Below are 20,702 nucleotides of genomic sequence, written 5' to 3'. Positions count from 1 at the left end.
TCTCATCTCGATGTACGGATATGTGCGTCCCGGAAACAGCCAGCCCGTCTGGCTGTTTCCTTTTATCGTTCTGATCGTTCTCATTCTCAGCGTGCTGCCGCTTGCGCGGCTGGCGATGACGGGTGTTGCAGCACTCGCCAATGGCGGCGCGATAGCGGTTTTGTCCGATCCCGCGCTCTGGTCGGCGACCTATTACACGCTCGTCACGGCCGTCCTGGGCACCATCATCTCGCTCGCGATCGGCTGCGCCTTCGCCTTCCTGCTGACGCTCACCGATATCAGGACCAAGGGGCTGATCAGCTTCCTCTTCGTGCTGCCGATGATGATCCCACCGCAGGTGACGGCACTTGCCTGGGTGCAGATGTCGGGGCCGTCAAGCCCGCTTCTGAAGGCGCTGCATATCGCGCCGCCGCTGGGTTCGCCGCAGCCGCTCTATTCGATCGGCGGCATTGCGCTGCTTTATGGCGTGCAGCATGCGCCGCTGGTCTATCTGGCTCTGCGGGCGAGCCTGATGTCGTTGCCGCGCGACGGGGTCGAGGCGGCGCGTCTTTCAGGAGCATCGAGCTTCCGGGTGTTTCGCGACATCATCCTGCCGCTATCGCTGCCCGGGATCATCGCTGGCGCCGCGATCTCCTTCGTGTCCTGTACCGGCAATTTCGGCATTCCCGCCATTCTCGGCATCCCGGCCTCGATCTACACGCTGCCGACGCTGATCTTCACCAAGTTCTCGGCCTTCACCAGCCGGACCTTCGGCGATGTCGCGCTGCTCTCGGCGATCATCGCGATCATCTCGGTGGCGGGGCTCGCCATTCAGGACCGGGCATTGCGCGGGCGCGATTATCGCGTGCTCGGTCTTTCAGGCGCGACGGCGACCTTCGAGCTCGGATACTGGAAGCTTCTGTTTGCGCCGCTGCTCTGGATCGTCATCTTCTTCATGCTCGCCGCACCGTTCTTCGCGCTGCTCGCGGGCGCCCTGGTGCCGGCCTATGGCGTGCCCTTGACCTTCAAGACGATGACGTTCCATGCTTTCTCCGAAATCCTGTTCAAGCAGGCGGTGACGCGAACGGCCTTCGTCAATTCGCTGTCGCTGGCGGCGGGCACAGCCTTGTGTCTCCTTGTGGTGACCGTGCTTGCCGCCTACGCGCTGACGCGGCGTAGGGATTTGCTTGGGCGCGTCGTCGCCAGCGTTATCGAGATCCCATATTCGCTGCCGGGGATCGTCGTTGCGGTGTCGTTCATCCTTGTCTTTGCCGCGCCGATCCCGCTGATCAACGTCACCATCTATGGCACCGTCTGGATCATCCTGATCGCTTATCTCTCCAGCTTCTTCGCCGTCAGCCTCAAGCCCGTGGTCAGCGCCTTCCACCAGCTCGATCCAGCGCTGGAAGAGGCGGCGCGGCTGTCGGGGGCGGGGTTTTTCCGGCGGCTGAAGGATATCATCGTGCCGCTGATTGCGCCGGCGGCCGGGGCCTCGGTGATCCTTGTCTTTTTGATTGCCTGCAACGAGCTCACCATCTCGGCGCTGCTTTGGTCGGCGGGCACGCAGACGCTTGGCGTCGCCATCTACAATCTCGATGACAGCGGCAGCTCCGATCTCGCTTCGGCGCTGTCGGTGCTCGTCGTTCTCATGGTCGTTTTCATGATGCTGCTTCTGGAACTGATGGCAAAGCGGCTGCCGAAGGGAGTTGTGCCGTGGCGAAACTGATCCTCAATCGCGTCGCCAAGGATTTCGGCACCGGCCGCGCCGCCGTCTCCAACCTTTCGATCGACGTGCGCGAGGGCGGCTTCCTGGCGCTGCTCGGTCCGTCCGGCTGCGGCAAGACGACGGTGCTCAGAATGATCGCCGGTTTCGAGACGCCGACTGATGGTTCGATCCATCTCGGCGAACGGCTGCTCGCCGATGCCTCGCAATCGGTGCCGCCGGAAAAGCGCAACATGGCGATGGTGTTCCAGTCATACGCTCTCTGGCCGCATATGAGCGTTGCCGACAATGTCGGTTATCCCCTTAAGGTGCGCGGGATCTCGGGCGAGGCCTATCGTAAAAAGGTGGGAGAGGCGCTGTCGACCGTCAGGCTCGAAGCCTATGCGGAGCGGCGGCCGGCCGATCTCTCCGGTGGGCAGCGGCAGCGCGTGGCTTTGGCGCGCTGCCTCGTGACGTCGCCCGACGTGGTGCTGCTCGACGAACCGCTCGCCAATCTCGACCGGCACCTGAAGCAGGAGATGGAGGAGACGTTTCGCGAGTTCCACCAGCGTTCTGGCGCGACGATGGTCTATGTCACCCACGACCAGAGCGAGGCGATGGCGCTGGCGACCGATGTCGCGGTGATGTCGGAAGGACAGCTGCTGCAGGTGGCGCCGCCGGACGAGATCTATGCGCGGCCTGAAGGGCGCGTCGTCGGCGGGTTGATCGGCCGTGGCGCGATCGTTTCGCTGACGTCCCCTGATGGTGACGTCAGGCAACTGGATTGGGCGGCGGTCGAGCCGTTGTTTGCGTGTGAGGGTGGTTCGGCCTCGCGGTCTGATATTCTGGTGCGGCAGGAAGACGTCATTCTCGGCGGCGAGGGGATCGCGGCGACGGTCGAATCGGTGCTCTACGAGGGCGAGCGCTACGCGGCCCGGCTCAGGCTTGCGGATGGACAGATCCTCAGGGCTTTCAGCCGGTCGAAGCTAGCTATCGGCGATGACGTCCGGGCCATCGTGCGCGGCGCCTGGCGGCTATGATCGGCGAAGCGGGCTTTCCGAAGCGGGATTTGCTGGCTAGTGTTGGCGCAAAGCCAACCGGAAGTGCCTGATGTCTTTACGCATTGCCACCTTCAACGTCGAAAACCTCATGACGCGGTTCGACTTCACCGGATTTCGAAACCAGCTGCGCCAGGACCGGGTGATCAAGCTCTTCGAGGTCAGAAGCGAAGGCGTCTACCAGCAGCTGGAGCAGGCGCGGGTGATCGCGTCCACCGACGATACCCGGCAAATGACGGCGCTGGCGATTGCCGATGCGGATGCCGATATCCTCTGCCTGCAGGAAATCGACAACATGGAGGCGCTGCAGGCCTTCGAATACGGCTACCTCTTCCGCATGGTCGGCAACGGCTACCGGCGGAAATATCTGGTCGAGGGCAATGACAGCCGCGGCATCGACGTCGCCGTGCTGATGCGCGAGGAGACACGCGACGGACAGAAGATCGAGCTCGTCGAGACCAAGAGCCACGCGATGACCACCTATCGCGATCTTGATCTCTTCAACGACGAGCTCGCGGAGCACGCGCATCTCGACGACAAGATCTTCAAGCGTGATTGCCTGGAGCTCGATCTCAGGATCGGCGGCGTGCCGGTGACGCTCTATGTCGTGCACTTCAAGTCGATGGGCGGGCCGCGCGAGGGCGTTGATGGTCGGCGCTATACGATGCCGATCCGCCGGGCCGAGGCGAAGGCGGTGCGGGGGATTATCGAGGGTCGATTCGGAGCCGGGAACACCGACGGCAAGCGCTTCGTCATCTGCGGCGACATGAACGACTATCAGGAGCGCGTCGACGTGATCGGGCGGCGACGGACGGGCTATTCGTTCAAACATGAGGACGAGAGCGAAAGCGCGCTCGACGAATTCAGCCGCGGCGGTTTCGCGGAGAATATCGTGCGCCGCCGCGATCCCCTCGACCGCTGGACGCTTTATCACGCGCGCGGGCCGGAGGAGCAGTGGCTGTGCCAGCTCGATTACATCTGGCTGTCGCCGGCGCTGGCTAGGACCAATGCTGGACGCCTGCCAGAGATCATTCGCAATGGGCAGCCCTATCGCACGGTGTTTCCGCCGGGCCAGGAGGTCGAGCGCTATCCCCGCACCGGCTGGGATCGGCCGAAGGCGTCGGATCATTGCCCGGTCGTCATGGAACTCGATTTGACATGAATGGATTTGAGATGGATTTTTCAGAGGATTTCGCAGGCTGGCCGGAGCCGCGCACGGTGTTTCCCATCGCGGGCGTCGATCTCAGGGTTCTGCCTGGCGACCATCCGTTCTACAACGCCAATCGCGAGGCGATCGCGGAGAACTGGGTCAGCGAAACGGCGGCCAATTCGCATCTTTTCGATGGCCGGATGATTTTCCAGAAGCGGCTGTCGCTGACGAGCGAGGGCCTTGCGGGCGAGGGGCATGTGATTCCCTTTTCCACCTTCATGTATTGGCGCCGGCAGCCGGAGCGGCAGGGCGGCATCCATCTCTTCGCCTATCCCGTCATCGAAAGCAGCGATGGTGCGCTGGTGGCGATTCGCATGGGGGCGCATACAGCCAATCCCGGGCAGGTCTATTTCGCGGCGGGTTCGCTTGAGCCGGATGATGTTTTCGATGGGCGCTGCGACCTGGAGTACAACATGCGCCGCGAGGTTCTGGAGGAGACGGGTTTCGATCTGCGTGATGCGCAGGCCGGCGACGGATATTTCGCGACCTACCATCGGCGCACGGTCACCGTACTCAGGATGTTCCGATTCGAGCTTACGGCCGACGAAATCGTCGAGCGGATCCACGCCCACATGCTGGTTGCCGACGACAAGGAAATTGCGGGCGCGGTTGCCATCCGCTCGGCTGATCCTGAGGCCTATTCCTATAACTTCGCGATGCTGCCCGTCATCGACTGGTACTTCCATAAGTCTTCGCTCACCTAACGCCTTGCGCTCGCTCAAGCGGTCGGGCAGGTTGGCGACACGAGGATCGATACAAGGAGGCCGATGTGGCGCGCAGCTACAGCGTCTATGACGTATTCACCAATCGCAAGCTGACGGGCAACCCGCTGGCGGTCATCTTCGATGGCGACGATCTGAGCGACGAGGCGATGCAATCCATCGCCAAGGAACTGAACCTTTCCGAGACAGTCTTCGTGCAGGCATCCGGCAATCCCGCCCATGTCGCCAAGATCCGCATTTTTACGCCTGGCCGGGAACTGCCATTCGCGGGGCATCCGACCGTTGGCACCGCGATCGCGCTTGCGGAACGCATCCATGGCGGCGCGACGATCGATCTTGTCTCTGTGCTGGAGGAAAACGTCGGCCCCGTGCGCTGCGCGGTGCGGCTGAACGAGGGCGAGGCGAGCTTCGCGGAATTCGACCTGCCGCGCAAATCGCAGCAGATCACCATGCCGCTCGATCGGATCGGCATCGGCAAGGCGCTGTCGCTGAAGACGAGCGAGATCGGCTTCGAGAATCACGTTCCCTCGCTGTGGACGGCCGGCGTGCCGTTCCTGCTTATTCCCGTGCGCGATGTCGGCGTGGCCGAGCGGCTGGATTTCGATCCGCAGCTTTGGGAGGCGACGGTGCCCTTCGTCGATGGGGCGCTGGCTTCCGCTTACATCTATTGTCGCGGTGGCGTGAACCACGTCGCGAAGTTCCATACGCGGATGTTTGCGAGTGGGATGGGGATTGTCGAGGATCCGGCGACGGGATCCGCTGCAGCGGCACTATCAGGTGCGATCCATCATTTCGACCGGCTGCCGGATGGTCATCACGACGTCATGATCGAGCAGGGCGTGGAGATGGGGCGCCCGTCGTTTATCCACCTGCATATGGATATCGAAGGCGGGGCGATTTCGAACGCCCGGATCGGCGGCCAGGCGGTGCGGCTTGCGACCGGTACGCTGGACCTTTGATTTCATTGGATTTCGGCAACGCACAAAAAAATCGCGTTTGTTGAAAGAATTTTCGGAAGGGCGCTAGACAAGCCGAACGATCCTGTTTATACGCCCTCTCACACCACGCAACACAGCGCGGACGGGTGATTAGCTCAGTTGGTAGAGCAGCTGACTCTTAATCAGCGGGTCGTAGGTTCGAGCCCTACATCACCCACCATTCTTTCAAAGAAATCAAAGTATTGCAGATGCAACACTCGCTTCGGCGAGTGCCGCCGGGACGGCGGGACCTGCACTTTATCCGACGGTTTTTGATCTTCGTTCAACCGCGCGAATCACAACGGTCGCGCGATCTCTAGCGATGCTGAAAAGCATGTTCCGGACCGACTCGAATCGGGATTTTTTGCGCAGTGCATGATTTGCCGGCTCAGCGATTCGCTGTGCCCTCGCGAACGCCATCGGCGGTCGCGAGAATTCTTTTTTCGAGCTTGCCGTCGTTATTTAGGCTGCGCTTCCGGCGCTCGCATCGGTCGGCTGGTCGGCGCGTCTGCGGCTGGGCAGCGACTTGATCGACAGCAGCGCGTAGATGATCAGCGGCAGGCAGATGAGGTAGGCGATGCGCATGCCGGCATGGTCGGCGATGAAGCCGAGCAGCGGTGGCGCCAGGAAGAAGACCACGAAGGACATCTGCGCCACGGCCGCGACGTTGACGTGGGACGGGCGATCGGTGCGCTGCGCGGCGGCCGAGACGCTGAGCGGATAGACGGCGCTGCAGCCGGCACCCATGAGGCCAAAGCCCAGCAATGCCACGAAGGGATGCGGTGCCGCCCAGACGGCGATGACGCCAGCAGCGGCCAGCACCAACAGAACCGTCGCCACCGCGCGTGCGCCAAAGCGATCGACCTGCGGGTCGACCAGCAGGCGGGCGGCGGCCATGAAGAAGGTGAACGAGGTGAGGCCCAGTCCGCCGATGAAGGGTTCGGAGGCGAAGACGTCGCGCATGTAGATCGCCGACCAGTCGATGCCGGCGCCCTCGATCAGGAAGGCGGCGATACCGATGCCGCAGAGCGGCAACAGGGCAGCCGTCGGCAGCGCGATCAACGGCGCTTTCGCTTCCTCGTGGTGCGTGACGCGCGCTGGCGCATTGCGCATGCCCGAGATGACCCAGGTGCCGACGATGAGCACGAAGGCGAAAGTCAGGCCGAGATGGATATGCATCGGCACGCCTGCCTGGCGGATGCCCGATGCGGCAAGCGCCGTCAGGAAGAAGCCGAGGCTCCAGAAGCCGTGGGCACGGTTCATCACGCCGCGTCCGAGCTGCGCCTCGATGCGGTCGATCTCGACATTGAGGTTGATTTCCAGCGAGCCGGCCAACAAGCCCTCGAGAATGAGAATGCAGAACACCAGGGGAGCGCTTGCCATCCACGGCACCGTCGCGATCAGCGCCGATGTGCCGAGCACGGTGATGAAGGCCGTCGTGCGGGCGCCCAGGCGCTCGATGATTGGGGAGGCGAAGGTCAGCGCGGTCAGCGCGCCCACGGCGGCGCCGATCAGCGTCAGGCCCAGCTGCGAGCGATCGACGCCGAGCGCCAGCTGCAGGTCTGGCATACGGGCGAGCAGGGCGCCCATCGATACGGCGAAGAGAAAGAAACAGACATAGATTCGGTGCTGCGGCGCGAGCTGCATTGGTGTCTCCCGGTGGGTATGCGCAGATCGGCGCTGGCAATATCCTAGTTTGGGATTTTGCCGATACAATCCAAAATAAACATGGTGCGTGTAATTTGCATGAAAACTATCGCTGTGGTTTGTAATGTGGCGACGGCGAGTCTAATGTTGGCGCGGATGGTCTGGCGCGCTTACAGTCCTTGGAGAGCAGACACGGGAGCTGCTTGATTGATCCATCGGGCCGACCGAAACTTTTTCCGCCAGCTGTTGCAGATAAGGCATTCCATTCCACGACCAGCCACCCCATTTAGCTGACCTAGGAATGATTTTTTGTTTTGATGTTGAGAAGGCCGCGGGATTTCGCGGAGTGTAGGGCGATGCAATCCCAATTGAACCCGGCCCAATCAAGCCCGGCTCCAGAGTCTCCCGATCTCAGCGTCGGCCAGTGGCCGAGGCAGAGGACGGCCAGTCTCGACTGGCTGGTCAACGAGACGCGCAATGAGCGCTATATCGACAACCTTCTGGTCCAGCTTTGCGACCGGCTGCGCGACGAGGGTATTCCCGTCAGCCGCGCCACCATGCATTTCAGAACGCATCATCCGCAATGGCTGGGTGCGCGGATTCTCTGGAAGACCGGAATGACCGAGGCGAAGATCACCACCTTCGACTACGGCATCGAAAACACGCCTGAGTTCCTGCGAAGCCCCGTCAACGAGATATTCAGCGGTGCCACCGAGGTGCGCAAGGCTATCGAGATGCTTCGCCCCGGCGACGGGCATGCCGAATTCTATGACGACCTGAAGCGCGAGGGCGTGACCGAATATATCGCCTGGCCGATGGAGCATACGCTGGGGAAGCGGCACATCGTGACATTCGCCAGCGATCGCCCCGGCGGGTTTCTGGAAGAGCACGTCGATTATTTGAAGGACCTGCTGCCGGCGCTGACGTTGGTGACGGAGATCCGGCTGAAGAACATCATGGCGCGCACGCTGTTGCAGACCTATGTCGGCCCGCATGCCAGCGAGCAGATTCTGGCTGGCGCGACCACGCGCGGCAGCGGCGCCACCGTAGACGCAGCGATCCTGATCTGCGATCTGCGCGATTTCACGACGATCTCGGACCACTGGCCGCGCGACGACGTGATCGAGCTCCTCAACGGCTATTTCGACGCGATGTCGGAGCCGATCGAGAAGCATGGCGGCGAAATTCTGAAATTCATGGGCGACGGCATGCTGGCGATCTTCCCGCTCAGCAACCCTGAGGCCTGCGAAAACCTGTTGCAGGCAATCAAGACCGCCGAGGCGTCGATGGTCGAGCTGAACGCCGAGAACAAGCGCAAGGGCCGTGAGGTTCTTCGTTATGGTATCGGCGTGCACGTCGGAGAGGTGATGTACGGCAATATCGGATCGCGCCGGCGGCTCGATTTTACCGTGATCGGCCCTGCGGTGAATGTCGCTTCGCGGCTGGAGAGCCTGACGAAGGAGATCAAGCGGCCGGTGCTCCTCTCGCGAGCGTTCGTGGAAATGGCGGGCCAGAAAGACGAGATGGACAGCCTGGGAGCGTTTCCGCTCCGCGGGCTTGGCGAACCGGTCGACGTGTTTGCGTTCCCATTGAAATAATCGCGTGGCTTTTGGTGGTCGCGCAGGCGCTGCTCGGCCCCGGGCTCGCCGTAAGTTGTTCTTATCCGCGGCAAATTCGCGCTTGTGGCGCATTTGCTGTTTCTAGCGCGTGCCGCCGGCGCTAGACCATCTCGCAAGAAAATCACCATCCGCGAGATCCTCTATGCCCGGTCCCTATGTCGTTCCCGTTCATGGCGATGAAACGCTTCCCGATGCCTGCGATGTCGTGGTGATCGGCGGCGGGATCGTCGGGTGCTCGACGGCGCTGGAGCTCGCCGAGCGTGGGCTGAAAGTCGTCTTGTGCGAGAAGGGTGGCATCGGGCAGGAGCAGTCCAGCCGCAACTGGGGCTGGGTGCGCATTTCGATGCGCGACCCGCGCGAGGTGCCGCTGATGGCGGAGGCGCTGCGCATATGGGACAATCTCGACGCCCGCACGGGCCGCGATACCGGCTTCAAGCGCGCCGGCATCATCTTTACCTGCGCCAACGAGAAGGAGCTGTCGGATCACGACCGCTGGCGCTCCAATCTCCGGGACTATCAGATCGACACGAGGATGTTGAGCGCTCGCGAGTTCGGGGATCTCTTTCCCGGCTCGAAGCTACCCATGGCTGGCGCGCTCTATACACCTGCCGACGGCCGCGCCGAGCCGCAGAAGGCGGCCCCCGCGATTGCCGAGGCCGCGCGCGACAAGGGCGCGACCATCCTTACCGCATGCGCAGTGCGCGGGATCGAGTTGGCTGCGGGCGCCGTCTGCGGCGTGGTGACGGAACGCGGGCCGATCGCCTGCCAGGCCGTGGTGCTCGCCGGTGGGGCATGGTCCAGCCTGTTTTCGGGCCGCTTCGGGATCGATCTTCCGCAGTTGAAGGTGATGAACAGCGTTCTGAGGACCAAGCCGCTCCAGGGCGGGCCGGAGCAGACGATCTGGGCCAACGACTTCGCCATCCGCAAGCGCCAGGACGGCGGATATACGGTGGCGTCAGGCTTCGACAATATCGTCGACATCGTGCCGGCGTCGTTTCGCCATGCCATGGATTTTCTGCCGGCGCTGCGCTCCGAATGGAAGGCGCTGTCCTTCCGGCTCGGCCTGCGCTTCCTCGACGAAGCTCGCATGCCGCGCCAGTGGTCGCTCGATGAGGCGAGCCCCTTCGAATATAACAGGGTGCTCGATCCCATCCCATCCAAGCGCAAGCAGGACAAGGCGCTGGCGGAGTTGAAGGCCGCGTTTCCCGTCTTCGAGAAGGCCGAGATCGCGCAGCGCTGGGCGGGCTATATCGACGTGACGCCCGATGCGGTGCCCGTCATCTCCGAAGTCGAGGCCATTCCCGGCTTCCACATCGCAACCGGCTTTTCCGGTCACGGCTTCGGCATCGCGCCGGCCGCCGGGCGGCTGATGGCCGATATCGTGACGGGCAGGGCGCCGATCGTCGATCCCAAGGCGTTCCGGCTGTCGCGCTTCAGCGATGGGTCGAAGATCGAGTTGATCAGCGGGGTTTGATTGGCGTGGGGTCCGGTAGAGAGAGGTCGGAAGAAGGCTATCGCTTAGAATAATGATCGTCGGCCAACTTGTTTCTCTTATCGCGTTTCGCGTCGATAACCCGCGTATAGCGCCCGGCACCTATCCAGTAAACAATCCCGCCCGATGCACCACTCACGGTCCAAACAAGCCACCTGAGCCGTGAGAAAGCGTCATGGCTGAAGTCGACAAACATTAGTGGAAAGGCACTGATGACAAGTCCCGCGATTCCCCACGTGGCTGCGTAGTAAAAGACGCTACGATATCCTTTTTCCCAAGCCACTAAAGCTGCACATACGCCAGGCAACGCAAAGAGAACAGCAAACACGGCGAAAAATAAAAATACCCCAGATGAAAAGTTCTCCCTTGGGTTTATCGTGGGTCTCAACATCTCTAATAAAATTGCGTAGGTCGCTGCCGAAGTGAGAACGGCCGAGAAATATGCCAGCGCTATCAATAGCACGGGTGGGAAAAGCGCCTCTATAAAGCGTGCGGCAAGCTTCAAAAATGCCATCAAGCCAATCCCGTGATTTATGTTGCAGCCGTCGCATCCTCAAGATTTGCGGCATCAAGCGATGCGGAAGCTCCAGCACTAGTCTTAGACTTCTTTTTGGATAGCCAAAACGCGATATGGTATCATAATGCAACCGATGGAAATTCACCAAGCGGCGTCATCACAGCTTCGGGTCGGTAGCCGAACGGAGAGCCGACAGATTTGCAACGGAAGCGGTCGTTGGAAGGGCAGCGGTCGAAAGGGAAAATTCTCTAGACGATTAAAGCGCAATGGAGTCGGCATGGTTATCGACTGCAAGTCCGCGTTAGAAACGCTCGGGCATCTCCTGATACGCGTCTATATGATTTTCATGGGTTATCTTGCGGGAGTGATATCATTCGGATTGTCGCACGCGATCATCACGGTGCTCTTGCGTGAAGACGGGGTTTCTCGATCAATACAACTTCCAAGCTCTACTGTGCCTTTTATCTTGCTCAGTTTGTATTCTTTCTTTCGACCCGTTCTGTTGATTGTGAGTGTTGCCGAAATTCTGGGTTACCGGAGCGTCGCTTACTATGCGGGAACTTGGGCGCTTACGGGATACGCTATAAGCTCCGACGCCAAACCGTTCCTGCCACCACCTCGCTACGATGTGCTTTTCGCCTATCAAGGCACCATATGGACCTTGTGCGCGATTTTGGGAGGTGTCGCTTACTGGGCTGTCGCGGGCCGGTTAGCGCGACGACTACACCGGGCACCAAAGAAGAACGAGCGAGGCAATCATCTCAAGGAGCAGGATCAATACACGTACCGACGACCGTGATGGCAGCGGGATGCCTCAATGGCCGATCGCCCTTAATTGACGAGCGTTCCTGAAATCCACGAAAATGTAATGAAATCAACCACGATGGCACGCCCTAGGGGAGTCGAACCCCTCTTCCCAGAATGAAAATCTGGTGTCCTAACCGATAGACGAAGGGCGCTTCCTTCGTGGTGGCGCCCTTATAATCAGGCACTTGGATTCCCGCAAGCGGCAAGAAGTGATTTTTTGCAAAAAAAATGACAAGAAATGTGGGCGTGTGGAAAAACGCGCGTATTGCCTTGAAATCAAACGCCTAAACGCAAGCGCCGTCCGGTGCCACGAGAGGCAACGGACGGCGGTGAGTGGGATACGTCTGATATCAGAGCGCGCGGGCCACTGTCGCGGATGGCTGTCGGCCGCCGCAGCCCCAGTTCCAGTCGCGGTTGCGGCCGGTGTCGAGATGGATGGAATCGGTGTGGCAATAGGTGCCGACGCCGCCGCGGTCGGGGAGCGACCTGATGTAAGCGGCGATATCCCATTTGGAGACGCCGTCGATCTGGATGTCGGCTGCATCGCAGCTCATGTGCATCGATTCCTCGGCGCCGCCGACCATGCGGTTGTGTTCGGGATCGCGGTAGCCCGACGTGACGACCACAGGCTTGCCGAAATGGGTCTCGACCGCCTTGATCACCTTGAGAAGGTTGGGCTTGAAGCAGCCGACCTCGACCTTGTCGTTCTGCAGGTGCAATCCGTTCGGCGCGACGCGGGTCATGCCGGGGAGGGATGCCTTCTTGATGAGGCCGGAGAGGCTGGTGAGAAGGTTCTGCTTCGGCGCTGCATAGAGCGCGTTCATGCTCTGGCCGGGAAGGGAGCTTGTCGCCAGCGAGGCGGTCTGGACCGGATCGATCCTGGTGCTGGTGTTCTGCGAGGATTGCTGCGGCTGGAGCGTTGGCTGCTGTGGCGCCTCCTCGACCGGCAGCTGGCTCGAATAGACGCTGGAGCGGGTTGCGCCGACGCCGGTCGATGGCTGCAATGTGGTCGAGGTCGGGTTGTTCTGGACCTTCGGCTTGACCGAGAAAATGCTCATCGCCTGGGCGTTGATGCCGGTCGATTGCATGGCTAGGCCGCCGATGTTGGCGGGAGCCATGGCTTCCGGCGCTGCCGATGCCGGCTGGCCGGGCGCTTGTGCCAGATTGGCGGCTTGCGCGCCGGGGGCATTGGCCATCCCGGAGACATTCGTCATCCCGGAGACGTTGGTCATCCTGGGATCGCGGTAGCCGGCCTGCTGGGCGGTCGCCGCTGTCGGCGCAGCGTTTGCGGCCATTTGCTGATCTTGCACGGGCGCGGGTTCGGCGGCGGCGGATGCGAGCGCGTCGACGGCGGGCTTGTCGGACACGCAGCCCGACAGCGCCAAGGCGGAGGCGGCGATCAGAAGTGCCGCCTTGATGGGCGTGCGCTTTTCAACAGCGAGCAAGCGAGCATTCTCCAAAATGAAGGCGAGGGGCGTGCAAAACGCACGTTTCCCCTCGAGTCATTCGGAGAGTGCCCGCAGCAAGGTTGTGCGGCAAGGACGATCCGGACGCAGTGGCCGGAAATCGAAAAAGCCGCAAGCCTCGCAAAAGCCTCGGCTTACCAGGCGCCGGTGTTGCCCATCGATGCCCATGGCTCGGCCGCTTCCAGGCTGCCGCCCTTCTGCAGAATCTCGATCGAGATGCCATCAGGCGAGCGCACGAAAGCCATGTGTCCGTCGCGCGGCGGGCGGTTGATGGTGATGCCGTTGTCCATCAGCTTCTGGCAGGTCGCGTAGATGTCGTCGACCTCATAGGCGAGGTGGCCGAAGTTGCGGCCGCCGGTGTAGTCCTCGGGATCCCAGTTATAGGTCAGTTCCAGGCAGGGAGCGCCCTTGGCTGTTGCTTCGGCCTTGTCGCCGGGGGCTGCCAGGAACACGAGGGTGAAGCGGCCCTTTTCATTTTCGATACGGCGGGTTTCTTCGAGCCCGAAGAGGGTCACGTAGAAATGGAGCGATGCATCGAGATCCTTCACGCGGACCATGGTGTGGAGATAACGCATTCTGTTTCCTCTTTAAATGCTGGCGCGCCCCTTATGCGGCGGAACGTCAGGTTCAGGCAAGACTAGGGGGTAAGATTGGCGGCTGCGAATAAACGAAAAGTAGGGCTTGCGCTAATCCGTTACCAACATGTTAATCTTGATCTCAAGAATCAGTTAACCGTAACAGTGTGACGCGTATTGAGGGGCTGGCGAAATGGCTGACAGGATTTCATCGACGGAATTCACTGACCTCGAACAACTCGCGGGCGATGCGGTTGACCTCATCGAAATCACCGGTGTCGTGAAGTGGTTCGACGTCGCGAAAGGCTTCGGTTTCATCGTGCCTGACAACGGCATGCAGGACGTTCTTCTGCACGTGACCTGCCTGCGCCGCGACGGTTACCAGACCATCCTCGAAGGCACGCGGATTGTCGCGCTCATCCAGCGCCGCGATCGCGGATACCAGGCCTTCAAGATCCTCTCCATGGACCAGTCGACGGCGGTTCATCCGTCGCAGTTGCCGCCGGTGCGCACGCATGTGCAGGTCACGGCGACGAGCGGTCTGGAGCGCGCGCTGGTCAAGTGGTTCAACCGCACCAAGGGCTTCGGCTTCCTGTCGCGCGGCGAGGGAACCGAGGATATTTTCGTGCATATGGAGACGCTGCGTCGCTTCGGACTTACCGAGCTTCGTCCCGGCCAGGTTGTGCTCGTTCGCTTCGGCGATGGCGACAAGGGCCTAATGGCAGCCGAAATCCATCCGGATGCGCCGACCCCTGTGAGCCGGGCGCACTGATGAACATGGTTTCGCATCGGATCAGAAGCGCCTTTTTGGCGCTTTTTTTCATGCTGGCGCTGCCGGCATTCGCCCAGTCCGTCGTCAAGTTCGACAAGGAGCCGCTGGTCATCGAGACGACGGCAGGACAGAAGTACAACTTTACCGTCGAGATCGCCGATACCAACGAACAGCGTCAGCGCGGGCTTATGTACCGCCAGGACATGGCCGCCGATGCGGGCATGATCTTCGACTTCGGCACGTCGAAGCGGGTGCAGATGTGGATGGAAAACACGGTATTGCCGCTCGACATGCTGTTCGTCGATCGGGCGGGTATCGTTCGCGGCATCAAACAGAATGCGGTGCCGTATTCCCGCGATATCATCGATTCGGTGACCGCGGTGAAATACGTGATCGAGCTCAATGCGGGTGCTGCAGCCAAACTCGGCCTCAAGGCGGGCGACCGAGTCACCAGCCCGACAATCACCAAGTACAAATAGCCTCAGACAGGCTCCCGTTTCTTCCGTTCGAGCATAAAAAAGCTCGTCCCTCGATATCGACAGGACGAGCCAAGTTGTACGGTTATGAGCGACGTGCAGGAAGCTCATGAGCAGACAATAGCGCGGCGCGCCGTCGCCACATTGATCTGCATCAAACGTCGCGATCTGGCACACATATCTCTGCTGCCTACGCCTTTTTGAGGAACTCCGTCTTCAGCACCAGGCCTTTGACCTGCTTGGTGTTGCATTCCACTTCACCGGGGTTTCCGTTGAGGCGGATGTTCTTCACCAGCGTTCCGCGCTTGATGGTTTCCGATGTGCCCTTGACCTTCAGGTCCTTGATGAGCGTGACGGAATCGCCGTCGTTGAGCTCGGCGCCGTTGCTGTCTCTTACAATTGGTTCGTCGGTCATTTTGATCTCGTGTTTCAAATTGCTTGGTGGATATGAATGATATGAGGCGCCAGCGATTTCCGTAAGGTGATGCAGATAATCTCGGGTTATCGCCGGCGTCCCGCAATCACTGATGCTTCCGTAGTGGCTGAAGGCGCCAAAGTAAAATCAATTGGTTGCAGACGGCCGCTCATGACTGATCGCTGATTTGGCAGCATCGCGAGCCCGATCATGTTGCACTGGCAAAGATCGCGCGGAATCCCTATCTGTAGTGCAAGCGGCGAGTTGCCTTGCAGGTGGCTCAGGCAGGATGGGTGAAAACATCAGGACTGCCGCCCGACGAGAATTCCATAACGAACCTCAGGGAAGGAGATATTCGATGACTATCGAACGCGCAGTGCTTGCAGGCGGTTGTTTCTGGGGGATGCAGGATCTGATCAGGCGTATGCCGGGTGTCGAGACGACGCGCGTGGGCTACACTGGCGGCGAGGTTGCCAACGCGACCTATCGCAATCATGGCAATCACGCCGAGGCGATCGAAATCCTCTTCGATCCCGCCAAGACCAGCTATCGCGACATTCTGGAATTCTTCTTCCAGATCCACGATCCCTCGACGCCCAATCGACAGGGCAATGATCTCGGCCCCAGCTACCGCTCGGCCATCTACTACGCGAACGATGAGCAGAAGCGTGTCGCCGAAGACACGATCGCCGATGTGGATGCATCCGGCCTGTGGCCGGGGAAGGTGGTGACCGAGCTCGCGCCAGTCAGCGATTTCTGGGAGGCCGAGCCGGAGCATCAGGACTATCTGGAGCGGATTCCGAATGGCTATACCTGCCACTTCGTCCGTCCAGGCTGGAAGCTGCCGAAGCGGCAATCTTCCGCGGCTTGAACGAGAGCCGCTTCTTCACGGCGCCAGGTCGAAAGGCCTGGCGTTTTGCGTTTCAGGCCGCGCAAAGGTGGCGACATTCCGTCAGGTCTGGCGTTGAAGTGCCGATTCAAGACAGGCGAGGAGGTGCTTGATATCAACGGGCTTGCCGAGAACGGCGAAGGCGCCGCCATCGAGCGCTGCTGATCTGGTGCGCTCGTCGCGATAGGAGGTCATGAAGATGATCGGCGGTCGCGGCGGTGTCTTGTTCAGTTCGGCCTGCAGTTCGATGCCGCTCAGGCCGGGCATGGAGACATCAAGCAACATGCAGTCGATCGAGGCACGATCCTCGTAGGCCAAAAACTCCTCGGCATTGGCGAACAACAGGCTCCGGTAGCCGCACGACAGGACGAGATCGTCGAGCGCCTCCCGGATGGCTTGGTCGTCATCGACGATGGCGATGGTGGAAATGTGGGGCAAGTGGGGGTGACCTTGATATTGGTATTCCGGACTCGGATATGCTTGCGATGTTTCCGAATATGCGCCCCGACGCCATGAAACGGTATCATACAAGGGTTTAGGTTGTTCACGTCCGGCGAGCGTCGAGCGAGCGCACAACCGGTTGCGGATGCGGGCGGTTAGACATGCGGGTCTTCGATCGGCAGGATCATCTTGAACACCGCGCCGCCGTCAGGGTGATTGAAGCCGTCGAGCTTGCCGCCGCGGCTTTCGAGCGTGCTGCGGCAGATCGAGAGCCCCATTCCAAGTCCCTCGGGCTTGGTTGTGTAAAAAGGCGTGAACAACTTCTCCATCCCCTCTGCGCTGATGCCTGGGCCGCTATCCCTTACCGATACGCCAACCATGCCATTGGCTGGCTCGATTTCGACAATGATCTCGCGAACAGGGCACTTGGCGCCGTTGATCGCCTGGATGGCGTTGGTCATCAGGTTGATCATCACCTGCTGGATCTCCACCCGCACGCTTTTGACCCGCGGCACGCCTGCGCCCGGGCGAAAGGTCACCGCGATGCCATCGCGTTTCAGGTCGTGCTCGACCAGTGAGCGGGTTTCGTCGATCAGCGTCGATAGGTCGATCCACTCGGCCTTGCTTTCCTGCTGGGTGAGGAGGTTGCGGGTGTTGTGGATGATGTCGCTGGCGCGCTGGCCATCGCGGATGATGCGTTCGGCGGAGCGGCGGATCGCCGAGAGATCCGGCGGGTCGCGGTCCAGCCAGCGAAGCAGCGTCTGCGCGTTGACGGCGATGGCGCCTAGCGGCTGGTTCAATTCATGAGCGAGCGACGCGGAGAGGGCGCCGATGGTGGCCGCTTTCGATGCCTTGGCGAATTCGGCGCGCGCCTCGATCAACGCGGCTTCCGTCATCTCACGCTGGGTGATGTCGACCATGCCGACGACGACGCGGTTGAAGGCGGCGATGTCCTCTGGAAAACTGATGCTCAAAAGCACCTGCCTGATTTCGCCGCTGTCGGTGGTGATTCTGCCCTTGCCTTCGAAATAGGGCTGGCCCGTGAACATCGCGTTCATCAGATGCAGGAAGGTGGTGTCGCCGGAGGCAATGAAATCGGCCATCGACTCTCGCGAACCGCTGTCGGCGGATGTGCCCACGAGCTCGCGGGCGGCTTCGTTGGCCGCAACGGTGCGGAGCAGGCCGATGCAGTGGTCGATGATCTCGGGATGCAGGCGCGCGTGGTCCTGGAGATCGGTAACGCCGGCGGCCTTCAACTCCGACAGGTAAGCGTGCAGCCGCGAGTAATCCCGCTCCCACAGCGCGACGCGGGCGCCGTCGAAAATCGAGCGATAGCGGGCTTCGCTTTCGCGGATTTTGGCGTTTCTCTCAATCAGCTCGGCGCGGAAGGCGTCGTTTCTCAAGAGCAGCGCCATGGTGATGGAGAGCGCCGCCAAGGCGACCGCCAGACGGATGAAGGTCTGCAGGTCGGGATCGGGACCGTGGGTCAGAAAATAGGAGAGGACCGTGAGGAAGATGCAGACGATCGACGTCAGCAGCAGTCCGGTGCGGGTCAAAATCTCCGAGCCAAGCAGGAGAGCCATGACATAGAGAACCGCGATCGCGCCTTCGATGTCGGTGAAGGTATCAATCACAAAGACGCTCGCCATCAGGAAGGCTGATATCAGCGCGACTGTGACGCGATGGCCCGTGCCGCCACGTTGGTTGAACAGCACACCGGCTCGTTCCGCGCTCATGATATGATCCCCATCTACCTTGGCGCGCATGATAGCGATCGCGACCGTCATTCTAACCTATACATAGGTGTCGTTTACGCAAAAGGTGGTTTTGCCTTCTGTTTCAAGCGACTGACCGTATGCGCGGCTGGATTGGCAGTGGTGTGGACCAGAGGCGGATGTTCTTTGACGAGGACAGACCGCCCGGTCCCGGCCTATAGTGCGTCTTTAACGGTCGACTGTCCGGCTATGCCGCGTTGTTCAGGGAAGAGCAGAGTGAATATCAGTTTCGTCGATAGCCGAGCGAGCCATGAAGCGGTGCAGACGATCGCCTTTCGGGGCAGGGTCGCAGCGCCGGCGACACGCAGCGTTCCCGAGGAAGTGGCGATCGCCTTTTCCTATGGCGGCAGCTCGCATGCGGTGATGATGGCGACGCCAGATGATCTGGTCGATTTTGCCGTCGGCTTCAGCCTTACCGAGGGGCTGATCGACTCCGTCTCGCAGATTGAGGCGATCGAGATCGTTCAGGACAAGGTTGGCATCGACGTGCAGATCGCGCTTGTCGACGATGTCGAGGAGAAGCTGCGCGCGCGCCGGCGGCACATGATGGGGCCGGTCGGTTGCGGTCTCTGCGGCATCGAATCCCTGGAGCAGGCCGTGCGCACCGTTCGGCCTGTACTGTCTTCCGATCTAACGATCACGCCGGATGATATCGCACGCGCGGTGGCGAGCCTCGGCGATCACCAGCAGCTCAACCACAAGACCCGCGCAGTGCATGGCGCCGGGTTTTTCGTGCCGGGGAGCGGGCTTGTGGCAGTGCGCGAGGATGTCGGCCGGCACAATGCGCTGGACAAGCTCTGCGGTGCCGTCGTCGGCTCGGGCGTTTCCGGCGGCAGCGGCGCGGTCGTCGTGACCAGCCGGCTTTCGATCGAGATGATCCAGAAAGCCGGGTTCCTCGGCAGCCCGATCCTGATCGCGATTTCGGCGCCGACGGCCTATGCGATACGCACGGCCGAGGAGGCCGGGATCACCATGATCGCCGTTGCTCGCGGAGAGGATTTCGAGATCTTCACGCATCCGCAGCGGGTGATTTTCTAAGCGTAACCCAAAAAGGAAAGACCGCCCCGGGGGTAGGGGGCGGTCTCTGGCGGATCCGGGGGAGGGATCCGCGTCTTCGATGCGGGGGCGGCATCGAAGACAGGTAGCGTGCGGCGCTACCGCCTCACGGAGGGGACGTGAGGCATGAGAAGAAACTAGCCCGTTCCCATCCGCTCCATAACTATACTTAGGTTTGGTCCGACTAGACGACGATAGAATAGGCCGGCCGAAGACCGCCGCCTAAGCTCCAGCCACATTCACCGGACTGGAGCCGATCCCATGTCGTCGTTCAAGAAGCCATTCTCTCTAGCCGCCAAGCAACCCGGAACCAGCCCGCCGGCGCAGTTGCCTGACGAGAAACGGCCGCGGCGGATCGCGATCACCGTCGATCACGACGAGACTCGCCTGCCTGTCTCGCTGATAGCCTCGACCATCCACTGATCCCACCTCTCACACCCCCATCATCAGGAGAAACCGACCATGACATATCAATCCGCATCCAAGATCCAGCGTGCAGCGCTCGCCACCCCGACGGATCTCTCCTCGAACGCCACGACCGATATCGCGGCGGCGCTCACTGCGCTGCTTGCCGACGTGTTCGTGCTCTACATGAAGACGAAGAATTTTCACTGGCACATGTCCGGCCCGCACTTCCGCGACTATCACCTGATGCTGGACGAGCAGGGCGAGCAGATCTTCGCCATGACCGACGACATCGCCGAGCGCGCCCGCAAGATCGGCGGAACGACGCTGCGCTCCATCGGCCACATCGGGCGCCTCCAACGGCTGCTCGACAACGATGCGGAATACGTGACGCCGGAAGACATGCTTGCCGAGCTGCGCGACGACAACAAGCAGCTCGTGGGCCTGATGCGCCAGCTGCACGAGCTGACATCCGAGCACAACGACGTTGCGACGACGAGCCTTCTGGAAAACTGGATCGACGAAGGCGAGCGCCGCGCATGGTTCTTGTTCGAGAGCACGCGCCGCGGCGCCTAAGCCGAAGCGATTATCCAACGCCAACCATCCCTGACCTTGCCGGGCGGGGATGGTTTCTTGATTCGCTCATCCTGAGCTCTCGGAGCGGACATGCCACATACCTTGGTATGGTTGCAGCTAAACCCC

Annotated in this window: 20 protein-coding genes and 2 tRNA genes; 14 read left to right on the top strand and 8 right to left on the bottom strand. The window is 61.0% G+C overall.

Annotated features, from left to right (window positions below; genetic code table 11):
• The first annotated feature begins 10 nt into the window (after positions 1-10).
• The 6 genes from J5286_RS13580 (at position 11) to J5286_RS13555 (ending at position 5,829) form a co-directional block, all read left to right on the top strand.
• Positions 11-1,705 carry an ABC transporter permease gene (locus J5286_RS13580; protein ID WP_209190788.1) on the top strand — a complete coding sequence of 565 codons (1,695 nt, stop codon included), beginning with the start codon at positions 11-13 and terminating at the stop codon, positions 1,703-1,705.
• Complete coding sequence (locus J5286_RS13575; RefSeq protein WP_209190787.1) at positions 1,693-2,721, top strand: ABC transporter ATP-binding protein; 1,029 nt, start codon at positions 1,693-1,695, stop codon at positions 2,719-2,721. The genes J5286_RS13580 and J5286_RS13575 overlap by 13 nt, the downstream gene beginning before the upstream one ends.
• Before the next feature lie 70 nt (positions 2,722-2,791).
• Complete coding sequence (locus J5286_RS13570; protein WP_209190786.1) at positions 2,792-3,901, top strand: endonuclease/exonuclease/phosphatase family protein; 1,110 nt, start codon at positions 2,792-2,794, stop codon at positions 3,899-3,901.
• 11 nt (positions 3,902-3,912) lie between these two features.
• Positions 3,913-4,653: an NUDIX hydrolase gene (locus J5286_RS13565; RefSeq protein WP_245205997.1), complete on the top strand. Its 741-nt coding sequence runs from the start codon at positions 3,913-3,915 to the stop codon at positions 4,651-4,653.
• A 65-nt stretch (positions 4,654-4,718) separates the two neighbouring features.
• The gene (locus J5286_RS13560; protein WP_209190784.1) at positions 4,719-5,630 is read left to right on the top strand and encodes a PhzF family protein; all 912 of its coding nucleotides are present in this window, start codon (positions 4,719-4,721) and stop codon (positions 5,628-5,630) included.
• 123 nt (positions 5,631-5,753) lie between these two features.
• A tRNA-Lys gene (locus J5286_RS13555) sits at positions 5,754-5,829 on the top strand.
• Positions 5,830-6,110: 281 nt separating this feature from the next.
• Here the strand turns inward: J5286_RS13555 and J5286_RS13550 are convergent.
• Positions 6,111-7,295, bottom strand: coding sequence for an MFS transporter (locus J5286_RS13550; protein ID WP_209190783.1), 1,185 nt, complete (start codon positions 7,293-7,295; stop codon positions 6,111-6,113).
• 356 nt (positions 7,296-7,651) lie between these two features.
• On the opposite strand from J5286_RS13550, the gene J5286_RS13545 reads away from it, so the two are divergent.
• Together J5286_RS13545 and J5286_RS13540 are read left to right on the top strand one after the other, a co-directional pair.
• Positions 7,652-8,893 (top strand): adenylate/guanylate cyclase domain-containing protein, encoded by a 1,242-nt coding sequence (locus J5286_RS13545; protein WP_209190782.1) that lies wholly within the window; start codon positions 7,652-7,654, stop codon positions 8,891-8,893.
• Between the two features lie 163 nt (positions 8,894-9,056).
• Positions 9,057-10,388 (top strand): NAD(P)/FAD-dependent oxidoreductase, encoded by a 1,332-nt coding sequence (locus J5286_RS13540; protein ID WP_209190781.1) that lies wholly within the window; start codon positions 9,057-9,059, stop codon positions 10,386-10,388.
• A 37-nt stretch (positions 10,389-10,425) separates the two neighbouring features.
• Here J5286_RS13540 and J5286_RS13535 read toward each other — a convergent pair whose 3' ends face one another.
• From J5286_RS13535 to J5286_RS13520, 4 genes are all read right to left on the bottom strand, one after another.
• On the bottom strand, positions 10,426-10,920 hold the full coding sequence (locus J5286_RS13535; RefSeq protein ID WP_209190780.1) for a hypothetical protein: 495 nt from the start codon (positions 10,918-10,920) through the stop codon (positions 10,426-10,428).
• A gap of 887 nt (positions 10,921-11,807) precedes the next feature.
• A tRNA-Glu gene (locus J5286_RS13530) sits at positions 11,808-11,882 on the bottom strand.
• A 198-nt stretch (positions 11,883-12,080) separates the two neighbouring features.
• Positions 12,081-13,175: a YcbK family protein gene (locus J5286_RS13525; protein ID WP_209190779.1), complete on the bottom strand. Its 1,095-nt coding sequence runs from the start codon at positions 13,173-13,175 to the stop codon at positions 12,081-12,083.
• Between the two features lie 155 nt (positions 13,176-13,330).
• Positions 13,331-13,771 carry a VOC family protein gene (locus J5286_RS13520; RefSeq protein ID WP_209190778.1) on the bottom strand — a complete coding sequence of 147 codons (441 nt, stop codon included), beginning with the start codon at positions 13,769-13,771 and terminating at the stop codon, positions 13,331-13,333.
• Positions 13,772-13,964: 193 nt separating this feature from the next.
• On the opposite strand from J5286_RS13520, the gene J5286_RS13515 reads away from it, so the two are divergent.
• Together J5286_RS13515 and J5286_RS13510 are read left to right on the top strand one after the other, a co-directional pair.
• Positions 13,965-14,543: a cold-shock protein gene (locus tag J5286_RS13515; RefSeq protein ID WP_209190777.1), complete on the top strand. Its 579-nt coding sequence runs from the start codon at positions 13,965-13,967 to the stop codon at positions 14,541-14,543.
• Positions 14,543-15,022 carry a DUF192 domain-containing protein gene (locus J5286_RS13510; protein WP_209190776.1) on the top strand — a complete coding sequence of 160 codons (480 nt, stop codon included), beginning with the start codon at positions 14,543-14,545 and terminating at the stop codon, positions 15,020-15,022. The genes J5286_RS13515 and J5286_RS13510 overlap by 1 nt, the downstream gene beginning before the upstream one ends.
• A 187-nt stretch (positions 15,023-15,209) precedes the next feature.
• Here J5286_RS13510 and J5286_RS13505 read toward each other — a convergent pair whose 3' ends face one another.
• The gene (locus tag J5286_RS13505) at positions 15,210-15,434 is read right to left on the bottom strand and encodes an alkylphosphonate utilization protein (RefSeq protein ID WP_018900360.1); all 225 of its coding nucleotides are present in this window, start codon (positions 15,432-15,434) and stop codon (positions 15,210-15,212) included.
• A 358-nt stretch (positions 15,435-15,792) separates the two neighbouring features.
• Between J5286_RS13505 and msrA the strand changes: the two genes are divergently transcribed.
• Positions 15,793-16,305 (top strand): peptide-methionine (S)-S-oxide reductase MsrA, encoded by a 513-nt coding sequence (gene msrA / locus J5286_RS13500; protein ID WP_018900361.1) that lies wholly within the window; start codon positions 15,793-15,795, stop codon positions 16,303-16,305.
• An 81-nt stretch (positions 16,306-16,386) separates the two neighbouring features.
• On the opposite strand, the gene J5286_RS13495 is transcribed toward msrA, so the two are convergent.
• Positions 16,387-16,761 (bottom strand): response regulator transcription factor, encoded by a 375-nt coding sequence (locus J5286_RS13495; protein ID WP_209190775.1) that lies wholly within the window; start codon positions 16,759-16,761, stop codon positions 16,387-16,389.
• 158 nt (positions 16,762-16,919) lie between these two features.
• Positions 16,920-18,500: a PAS domain-containing sensor histidine kinase gene (locus tag J5286_RS13490; RefSeq protein ID WP_245205987.1), complete on the bottom strand. Its 1,581-nt coding sequence runs from the start codon at positions 18,498-18,500 to the stop codon at positions 16,920-16,922.
• Positions 18,501-18,755: 255 nt separating this feature from the next.
• Here J5286_RS13490 and fdhD point away from each other — a divergent pair, with 255 nt between their 5' ends.
• The 3 genes from fdhD to J5286_RS13475 all read left to right on the top strand — a co-directional run bounded on the left by fdhD (position 18,756) and on the right by J5286_RS13475 (position 20,576).
• Positions 18,756-19,577 carry a formate dehydrogenase accessory sulfurtransferase FdhD gene (gene fdhD / locus J5286_RS13485; protein ID WP_449090025.1) on the top strand — a complete coding sequence of 274 codons (822 nt, stop codon included), beginning with the start codon at positions 18,756-18,758 and terminating at the stop codon, positions 19,575-19,577.
• Between the two features lie 279 nt (positions 19,578-19,856).
• Complete coding sequence (locus J5286_RS13480; RefSeq protein ID WP_209190772.1) at positions 19,857-20,018, top strand: hypothetical protein; 162 nt, start codon at positions 19,857-19,859, stop codon at positions 20,016-20,018.
• A 39-nt stretch (positions 20,019-20,057) separates the two neighbouring features.
• Entirely contained in the window at positions 20,058-20,576 is a 519-nt protein-coding gene (locus tag J5286_RS13475; RefSeq protein WP_209190771.1) for a Dps family protein, read from the top strand.
• Positions 20,577-20,702: the final 126 nt, after the last annotated feature.

The sequence above is a fragment of the Rhizobium sp. 16-488-2b genome, from assembly GCF_017741815.1.
Classification (GTDB): Bacteria; Pseudomonadota; Alphaproteobacteria; order Rhizobiales; family Rhizobiaceae; genus Rhizobium.
This window is presented reverse-complemented; position numbering and strand designations above follow the sequence as displayed.

What these genes read in the sequence shown, in the direction of transcription:
- msrA (WP_018900361.1), top strand. Translation starts at nt 15,793, where the DNA reads ATGACTATCGAACGCGCAGTGCTTGCAGGCGGTTGTTTCTGGGGGATG.
- J5286_RS13580 (WP_209190788.1), top strand. Translation starts at nt 11, where the DNA reads ATGTACGGATATGTGCGTCCCGGAAACAGCCAGCCCGTCTGGCTGTTT.
- J5286_RS13520 (WP_209190778.1), bottom strand. Translation starts at nt 13,771, where the DNA reads ATGCGTTATCTCCACACCATGGTCCGCGTGAAGGATCTCGATGCATCG.
- J5286_RS13515 (WP_209190777.1), top strand. Translation starts at nt 13,965, where the DNA reads ATGGCTGACAGGATTTCATCGACGGAATTCACTGACCTCGAACAACTC.
- J5286_RS13475 (WP_209190771.1), top strand. Translation starts at nt 20,058, where the DNA reads ATGACATATCAATCCGCATCCAAGATCCAGCGTGCAGCGCTCGCCACC.
- J5286_RS13490 (WP_245205987.1), bottom strand. Translation starts at nt 18,500, where the DNA reads ATGAGCGCGGAACGAGCCGGTGTGCTGTTCAACCAACGTGGCGGCACG.
- J5286_RS13550 (WP_209190783.1), bottom strand. Translation starts at nt 7,295, where the DNA reads ATGCAGCTCGCGCCGCAGCACCGAATCTATGTCTGTTTCTTTCTCTTC.
- J5286_RS13480 (WP_209190772.1), top strand. Translation starts at nt 19,857, where the DNA reads ATGTCGTCGTTCAAGAAGCCATTCTCTCTAGCCGCCAAGCAACCCGGA.
- J5286_RS13540 (WP_209190781.1), top strand. Translation starts at nt 9,057, where the DNA reads ATGCCCGGTCCCTATGTCGTTCCCGTTCATGGCGATGAAACGCTTCCC.
- J5286_RS13535 (WP_209190780.1), bottom strand. Translation starts at nt 10,920, where the DNA reads ATGGCATTTTTGAAGCTTGCCGCACGCTTTATAGAGGCGCTTTTCCCA.
- J5286_RS13570 (WP_209190786.1), top strand. Translation starts at nt 2,792, where the DNA reads ATGTCTTTACGCATTGCCACCTTCAACGTCGAAAACCTCATGACGCGG.
- J5286_RS13510 (WP_209190776.1), top strand. Translation starts at nt 14,543, where the DNA reads ATGAACATGGTTTCGCATCGGATCAGAAGCGCCTTTTTGGCGCTTTTT.
- J5286_RS13565 (WP_245205997.1), top strand. Translation starts at nt 3,913, where the DNA reads ATGGATTTTTCAGAGGATTTCGCAGGCTGGCCGGAGCCGCGCACGGTG.
- J5286_RS13505 (WP_018900360.1), bottom strand. Translation starts at nt 15,434, where the DNA reads ATGACCGACGAACCAATTGTAAGAGACAGCAACGGCGCCGAGCTCAAC.
- J5286_RS13545 (WP_209190782.1), top strand. Translation starts at nt 7,652, where the DNA reads ATGCAATCCCAATTGAACCCGGCCCAATCAAGCCCGGCTCCAGAGTCT.